7 protein-coding genes are annotated in these 7430 nt (G+C 74.2%); 5 read left to right on the forward strand and 2 right to left on the reverse strand.

Translation table 11 applies throughout. The features are described 5' to 3' along the window. A partial coding sequence (locus tag ACFUEL_RS31125) for a serine hydrolase domain-containing protein (protein ID WP_380240135.1) occupies window positions 1–536 on the forward strand: 536 nt, incomplete at its 5' end. Between the two features lie 19 nt (window positions 537–555). On the opposite strand, the gene ACFUEL_RS31130 is transcribed toward ACFUEL_RS31125, so the two are convergent. Continuing rightward, complete coding sequence (locus ACFUEL_RS31130; RefSeq protein ID WP_380240136.1) at window positions 556–882, reverse strand: nuclear transport factor 2 family protein; 327 nt, start codon at window positions 880–882, stop codon at window positions 556–558. Between the two features lie 220 nt (window positions 883–1102). Here ACFUEL_RS31130 and ACFUEL_RS31135 point away from each other — a divergent pair, with 220 nt between their 5' ends. Continuing rightward, window positions 1103–1531, forward strand: a complete 429-nt coding sequence (locus ACFUEL_RS31135) for a DUF6325 family protein (protein ID WP_380240137.1) — start codon at window positions 1103–1105, stop codon at window positions 1529–1531. A 19-nt stretch (window positions 1532–1550) separates the two neighbouring features. Beyond that, entirely contained in the window at window positions 1551–1919 is a 369-nt protein-coding gene (locus ACFUEL_RS31140) for an SHOCT domain-containing protein (RefSeq protein WP_380240138.1), read from the forward strand. A 33-nt stretch (window positions 1920–1952) separates the two neighbouring features. Here the strand turns inward: ACFUEL_RS31140 and ACFUEL_RS31145 are convergent, their stop codons facing one another. Then, window positions 1953–2996 (reverse strand): hypothetical protein, encoded by a 1044-nt coding sequence (locus ACFUEL_RS31145; RefSeq protein WP_380240140.1) that lies wholly within the window; start codon window positions 2994–2996, stop codon window positions 1953–1955. A 274-nt stretch (window positions 2997–3270) separates the two neighbouring features. Here ACFUEL_RS31145 and ACFUEL_RS31150 point away from each other — a divergent pair, with 274 nt between their 5' ends. Beyond that, on the forward strand, window positions 3271–6225 hold the full coding sequence (locus tag ACFUEL_RS31150; RefSeq protein WP_380240142.1) for an ATP-binding protein: 2955 nt from the start codon (window positions 3271–3273) through the stop codon (window positions 6223–6225). Between the two features lie 103 nt (window positions 6226–6328). Further along, complete coding sequence (locus tag ACFUEL_RS31155) at window positions 6329–7399, forward strand: aldose epimerase family protein (RefSeq protein WP_380240144.1); 1071 nt, start codon at window positions 6329–6331, stop codon at window positions 7397–7399. Window positions 7400–7430 lie beyond the last annotated feature (31 nt).

The following is a 7430-nucleotide window of genomic DNA, read 5'->3' on the forward strand; positions in this document are numbered from 1 at the left end:
GGATGCGGATGCGCCCCAAGCAGTCCGTGCTGGACGCCTACCGGGACCCGCGCTCGCTGACCGCCCGCTCGTTCGGCTCGGTGCGCAGCAGCGTCGACCTGAACGACCCGGCGGTGCAGGCCGTCGAGGTGCCGGGCGCGGGCGGGATCGGCACCGCCCGCTCGCTGGCCCGGTTCTACGCCGCGCTGATCGGTGCCGCCGACCGCGCCGACGCGCCCGGCGGGCGGCTGCCCGCGCTGTTCGAGCCGGGCACCCTGGCCGAGGCGGCCGGCCCCTCGGTGCAGGGGCCGGACCGGGTGCTGATCGTCAACACCGCCTTCGGCCAGGGCTTCTTCCGGCACGGCGGCACCTCGCCGATGGCCTCCCCGGCGAGCTTCGGCCACCCCGGCCGGGGCGGCTCGCTCGGCTTCGCCGACCCGGAGCTGGGCATCGGCTTCGGCTACGTCACCAACGGCATGCAGCCGGGCGTGACGGGGGACGTCCGCTCCCGGGCGCTGATCGCCGCCGTCCGGCAGTGCCTGGCGGCGCGCGGCTGACCCGGGGAGCGGCGGGGTGTCAGGCCTGGCCGGTCTCGAACCGGCTGACCCGGCCGTCCGGGGTGACCGTGAAGCGCCAGGCGGTGCGCATCTCGCCCCAGGTGTCGTTGCGGTAGTCGGCGACCAGGGCGCGCCCGCCGGACTTCTCGGTCTGCACCTCGATGTGCCCGTGCGAGGAGAAGATCTCCCGGTCGACCCAGTCCGCGAGGTCGCGCTCGGAGCCGTCGTCGGACATCGTGGCGTCCTCGGTCAGGGCGGCGAAGAAGGCGTCCCGGTCGCCGGAGTTGACGGCGCCGATCAGGCGGCGCACGGCCGGATCGGAGAGTTTGTCGACGGCGATGGTCATGGTGGTCGGCTCCTTGCCGCGAGGTCGGACGGATGGTGCTTCGACGGGACCACGCGCGCGGGCGGCCCGCCAGCCGCCGTGGGCCACCCGGAGCCCGCCGCCCGCCCGCCGGGGGCGCCGCGGACCCGGACGGCCGGGGGCGGGGGGCACGCCAGGCCGCTCCGGCAATCGTGTGATTTGATCCCGATATGAGGGATTTGTGCACGGAAGGGAGCCCCTGATGGGACCGGCCGAACTGCTCGTCCTGACCTTCCCCGAGGCGACCATCACCGCCGAGGCGGCCACCGCGCTGGTCCGGCTGCGGGACGCGGCCGGGGTCCGGGTGATCGACTCGCTCGCGGTGCTCCGGGACGCCGAGGGCGACGCCACCTACGGGGAGCTCGCCGACTTCGAGCACCTGCGCGGCGTCGAGGGCCTGGACGGCGAGGAACTGCCGCTGATCGGGCCGGAGGACGCCCAGGAGGTGGCCGAGCTGCTGGAGCCCGGCAGCGCGGCGCTGATCGTGCTGATCGAGCACCTGTGGGCCCGGGAGGCGGCCGAGGCGCTGTACGCGGTGGGCGGCAGGCTCGCCTCCGGGGTGCGCATCCCGCCGGAGAACATCGACGAGGCCGTCCGCGCCGCCGAGGCGCGCGTCGCGGCGGGAGAGTGAGGGCGCCGTGTTCCGACCGATGAGGCCGATCCGGCCGGTCCGGGTGGTCCGCCCGGTGGGGCGCCCGCTCGCCCGCGGGCTGCTGGTGGGCGGCGCCGCGTACGCCGCCGGCCGGGCCGGGGCCCGCCGGGCCGCCGGCGAGCAGGACCAGGACCAGGCGATCGCCGAGCTGCAGGCCGAGCAGGACCGGGCCGCGCAGCAGCAGGCCGCCGCGCAGCAGCCGGCCTACGCCCCGCCGCCGGCCGCGCCGGCGCCCGCCGCGGGTGGTGCGCCCGCCGCGGGCGGCGAGGACGTGGCGAGCAAGTTGAACCAGCTGGCGCAGCTGGTGCAGCAGGGGCTGCTCACCCCGGAGGAGTTCGCCGCCGCGAAGGCCAGGCTGCTGACCTGAGCGGGGCTCCGCACGGCCCGCCGGGGCCGGCCGTCACCACAGCTGCTCCCACCACCAGGCGATCTCGGGGTAGGGCGGCGGGGTGAGCCGGCCGTCGGCGGGCCGTTCGGCGCGTTCGGCCACCGGGATCGTCCCGGGGACGCGCTCGGTGTAGCGGGCGGAGGTGAAGCCCCACTCCAGGTTGCCGCTCACCAGGTTGGACAACTGCGTGATGTAGCGCTGGAGTTCGGCCCCGGCGCGGCGGGAGGTGCGGTCCGCGAGGCGGAGGAACAGGCACATGGTGCGGTCGTGCAGGGCGGCCGCCTCCAGGAGCGCCTGCTCCTGCCCGCAGCCCAGGTGCCGCTGGAGCGCGTCCACGATGTTGCTCTCCAGCGCGCCGTGGTCGTCCTCGCGGCGGAAGGAGTAGACGTCCGCCGCGACCAGGACCAGGAACTTGGCGGCCTCGGTGAGCGCGTGCACCCGGGGCGAGTCCAGCTGGGACTGCGGGATGGCGGTGCGCTCGCAGACCTCGATGATCTCGATGCAGGAGCGGCTGCCGCGGTCCAGCGGGCCGACCGTCAGGTACTCGGGGAGCGTCATCGGACGGCCCTCGGAGCGGTAGGCGACGATGGTGGCGGCGCCCATGAAGGACTCCAGCTGGCTGTCCGCCCAGCGCTTCACGGAGAGCGCGGGGGCCCAGGCGCGGGCCCGGCCGAACACGTCGCGGACGGAGGCGACATAGCGGTCCTCCTCGTGCGGGTGCGAGTTCGTGGAATTGATAACAGCCAGTAGCGTGGCTGCTATGGTGAGTACACGGGAGGGGTCCCGGCTGAGTCGGCCGGTGTCCCACTCGTCGTCCAGGGTGAGCATGCTGCAGAGCCACTGGGAGACCAGCTCCAGGCCGGTGGTGCCCTCGGCGTCCCGGGCGATCCGGCAGACGAACTCGTGCGCGCCGATGGCCAGGAGGCGTTGGCGGCGTTCGGCGTCCCCGGTGAAGCCCATCGCGTCGAGCCAGAGTTCGGTGCTCTTGCCGACGGCCTCGTGATCCGGGTGCAGGCTGGACGGGATGGGGCAGAACAGCGGGGGTATCGCAGCCAACGTGTCTCCAGAGCAGCCTGTTGCCGGTACGGCGCGCGTTCAAGGGGTACGCGGATCCGGCGATGGCCTTCCCCGGCGAAGATCGACTACACCCTTGTGGCTGGAAAGTTATCCGATCGGGTCGTCAGATGTCATGACTGGTAAGGCATTTGCCCCGGGCAACGACGTCTAACCCTCCGTCAGGCTTCCCCGCCTGCGCGAACGCCGCCCGCGCGGCCGACGGCGGCGCTAAGGTCGGGAACGGAGTGCCGGACGGCGAGGCGGAGGGACGGACGTGGCCGAAGAGCAGAACGGGCCGCAGGGGCAGACGGCCGACACGGGGTCGGTGGGCCCGCGGCTGTGGGAACGCGATCACGAGATGCGCTCCATCGAGCACGCCGTGGAGAAACTGTGCCGCGAGTACGCCGCGGGCGGTCTGAAGATCGGTGAACTCCTGCTCTTCTCGGGCATGCCGGGCATCGGCAAGACCACCATGCTGGAGCAGGTCCGCCGGATCGCCGGGACCCGCCAGGGCTGCACCACGCTGTTCGCCCGGGGCAGCGAGCGCGAGCGCAAGGAGCCGTTCCGCGTGCTGCGGCAACTGCTCATGCCGGTGCTCGGCGCCCTGGACGAGACCGAGCGCAAGGAGGTGTTCGGCAGTTGGTACAACATCGTCGCGCCGGCGATCGGCCTGGCCCCGCCGTCCGGTGAGATCGAGCGCATCGACCCGCAGGGCATCCACGACGGCCTGGACTTCGTCATCACCCAACTGGCGCCCCGCCGGGCCCCGTTGGTGGTGATCGTCGACGACCTGCACGCCGTCGACCAGGAGTCGCTGAGCTGGCTCGCCTCCTTCGCGGTGCGCGCCCGCGAACTGCCCGTGCTGCTGGTCTTCGCCTTCCGGCACGAGTTCGAGGAGGAGGCCCTCCCGTTCGCCCGGCAGATCAAGGACCGGGCCGCCCACAGGCACGAACTGGTGCAGCTCAACCCGGTGTCGGTAGCCGCCATCGTGCACGACGAGTTCGCCGAGGCCGACGACGCGTTCTGCCGCCAGGTCTGGGCGGTCACCGCCGGCACCCCGTTCGACACCGTGGCGCTGGTGCGCGAGGTTCGCGAGCAGAACCTCGAACCGGTCGAGGAGAACTCGCCCCGGCTGCGCGACCTGGCCGCGGCCGCCCGCGGACAGGGCCGCGACTACTGGCTGGAGAAGCTCGGCGTCACGGTCATCCGGTTCGCCTGGGCCGCGGCCCTGCTCGGCACCGAGATCAAGGAGGAGGTGGCCGCCGCGATCTGCGGCCAGACCGCCACCCAGGCCGCCGAGTCGGTCCGGGTGCTGCGCCGGATGCGCGTGCTCACCAGCCAGCCCGACGGCCGGCTGGAGTTCGTCCACCCGCTGATCGCGACCTCGATCTACCAGTCGATCCCGCCCAGCACCCGCACCGGCATGCACGGCCAGGCCGCCACCGTGATCGAGAACGCGGGCGGCTCGCTGCTGGCCGCCTCCCGGCACCTGCTGGAGACCCACCCCGGCGAGGGCGACGACGCGATGGTGCGCAAGCTGCGCCGGGCCGCCGCCGAGAACCTGGCCATCGGCGCGCCCGAAGCCGCCCGCCGCTGTCTGGAGCGCGCCCTGAACGAGCCGCCGGACGAGGAGGACCAGGCCGAGGTGCTGTTCGAGCTGGCCTGCGCCAGCCTGCTCACCGACCCCGAGGCCACCGCCAACCAGCTGCGCCGCGCCATCGACATGGAGCCCGGCCTCAGCCCCGACCTGCGGGTCGAGGCGGTCTTCCGGCTCTCCGAGGTGCTCGCCCACAGCGGCGACCTGGGCCAGGCCGCCGCGCTCTGCCTGGACGAGTCCGAGCGCGCCCCCGAGGGCCCCGGCCGGCTCCGGCTGCTGGTCGCCCACCTGCTGTACACCGCGCTGCAGCGGGACGAGGAGAACGGGCCCGAACGCGCCGGGCGGGTCCGCCGGCTGGTTGCCGACGTCGACCCGGACAGCGAGGCCGCCCGGCCGGTCCGCGCCCTGCACGCCTGGGACCTCAGCCTCCGGGGCCGCAACACCACCGAGGCGCTGCGGGCCGCCGAGGACGCCCTGGTGGACGGCCGGCTGCCGGGCAGCCTCGGCTGGACCAACACCACCTGGAACTTCGAACTGCCCGCCCTGCTCGGCCTGTGCTTCGCCTACAACGACGAACTCGCCCGCGCCGAGAAGCTGTTCAGCTCCGCCATCCTGGAGTTCGAGATCGCCGGGTGGAGCGGCGCGCACCGCGGCTTCGCCTACTTCCTGATGGGGTACGCCCGGCTGCGCCGCGGTTTCCTCCCGGAGGCCGAGGACTTCCTGCGCCGCGGCCTGCGGATCGCCGACCGGATGGGCATGGGCCTGCCGCTGACCTGGAACCTGGTGGGCGTGCTGATCGACACCCTGCTCGCCCGCGGCCGCGACCAGGAGGCGTGGGACGTCGCGGTCAAGTACCGCTTCCTGCCGCCGTACCACCCCACCGCGCTGGTGCTGCCCGACGTGGCCACCACCTACGGCAAGCTGCTGATCTCGCGCGGCGACCACCGGATGGCCGTCGAGGTGCTGGTCGAGATCGGCGACCGGCTGGACAAGCGCGGCTGGCGCTCCACCGTGCACGCCCCGTGGGCCGCCCACCTGGCGGTCGCCACGGCGCAGCACGACCCGGCCGCCGCCCGGAAGATCGCCGAGGACGCGGTCGAGCGGGCCAGGGAGTCCGGCGTCCCGTCGGCGATCGGCACCGCGCTGCGGCTGGCCGCCGCGGTCTGGGAGGGCGCGCACGCCGTGCGGCTGCTCCAGGAGGCGGTCGGCCAGCTGGGCCGCTCCCCGGCGAGCTACGAGCACGCGCACGCCCTGGTCGACCTGGGGGCCGCGCTGGTGCAGGTCGGCCGCATCCGGGAGGCCGAGGAACACCTGTACCAGGGGCTGGAGTTGGCCAAGCACTGCGGTGCCGACGGGCTGGAGGCGCGGGCCCGCGAGGTGCTCGCCGCGGCCGGGCTGCAGCCCAGCCGCCCGACCGTCCCGGCCAAGGACACCCTCAACCAGTACGAGTACGAGGTCGCCCGGCTCGCCGCCCGGCTGCTGCCGCCGCAGCGGATCGCCGAGGAGCTGCGGCTCCCGCTGGGGATCGTCAAGCAGCGCCTGGCCGCCGTGCACCGCAAGCTCGGCACCGGCCCGGAGGGGCTGGCGGACGCGCTCGGATTGCCCACCGACGGCCCCGGGCAGGCTGACTGACGGTCCGGCCGATCCTGTCGGCGCGCGGGGCGGGTCGCCGGTCCGCGCGCCGGGTCGGGCTACGCTGACCGGGCAGGATGATCACGAACCGAGGAGCAGCCCCATGACCGCGCCGGCCGAGCCCACCGAGGTGCACCGGGCACCGTACGACCACTCCGGGGCCGGGATGGGCCTGGAGCGCTGGACGCTGCGGTCCGGCCCGGTCGAGGCGACGGTGATCACCCTGGGCGCCGCGCTGCACACCCTGACCGCCCCGGACCGCTCCGGCACCCCCGCCCAACTGCTGCTGACCAGCCAGGACGTGGGCGCGCTGCTCGGCCCGGCCAAGCACTACGGGGTGACCGTCGGCCGGTACGCCAACCGGATCGCCGGCAGCCGGATCACCGTCGACGGCGAGGACCACCCGCTGCTGCCCACCGGCAACGGCGTCACCCTGCACGGCGGCCCGGACTCCTTCGCGCACCGGGTGTGGGACGCCGAGGAGATCCCCGGCGGGGTGCGGATGCACCTGCACTCGCCGGACGGCGACCAGGGCTTCCCGGGCGCGCTGGACGTCTGGGTCGACTTCACCCTGACCGGCTCCGACCTGGTCATCTCCTACCGGGCGGTGACCAGCAGGCCGACGGTGCTCAACCTCACCAACCACGCCTACTTCAACCTGGCCGGCGAGGGCCGCGGCGACGTGCTGGGCCACCTGCTGACCGTCGACGCGGACGCGTACACCCCGGTCGACGAGCGGCAGATCCCGTACGGCCCGTACGAGCCGGTGGCGGACACCCCGTTCGACTTCACCACCGCCCGGCCGATCGGCGAGCGGATCCACGACGGGCACCCGCAGCTGAAACTTTCACGCGGCTACGACCACAACTGGGTGCTGCGCGAGCGCCCCGCGGACGGGCCGCCGGTGCGGGCGGCGCTGCTGGTGGACCGGGACAGCGGGCGGACGCTGGAGGTGCTGACCACCGAGCCGGGCATCCAGGTGTACACCGCGAACGGCTTCGACGGGGCGGTCACCGGCCCGTCCGGGGTGCCCTACGGCCCGTACGCCGGGGTGGCGCTGGAGACCCAGCACCACCCGGACTCGCCGCACCAGCCGTCCTACCCGTCGACCGAGCTGCGGCCGGGGCAGGAGTTCCGCTCCACCACCGTGCTGCGGCTGGGCACCGGGGGCTGACCCGCCCCGACCGATCGGAAGAGCCCCCGGG

The organism is Kitasatospora sp. NPDC057198, assembly GCF_042670125.1.
Lineage (GTDB): Bacteria > Actinomycetota > Actinomycetes > Streptomycetales > Streptomycetaceae > Kitasatospora.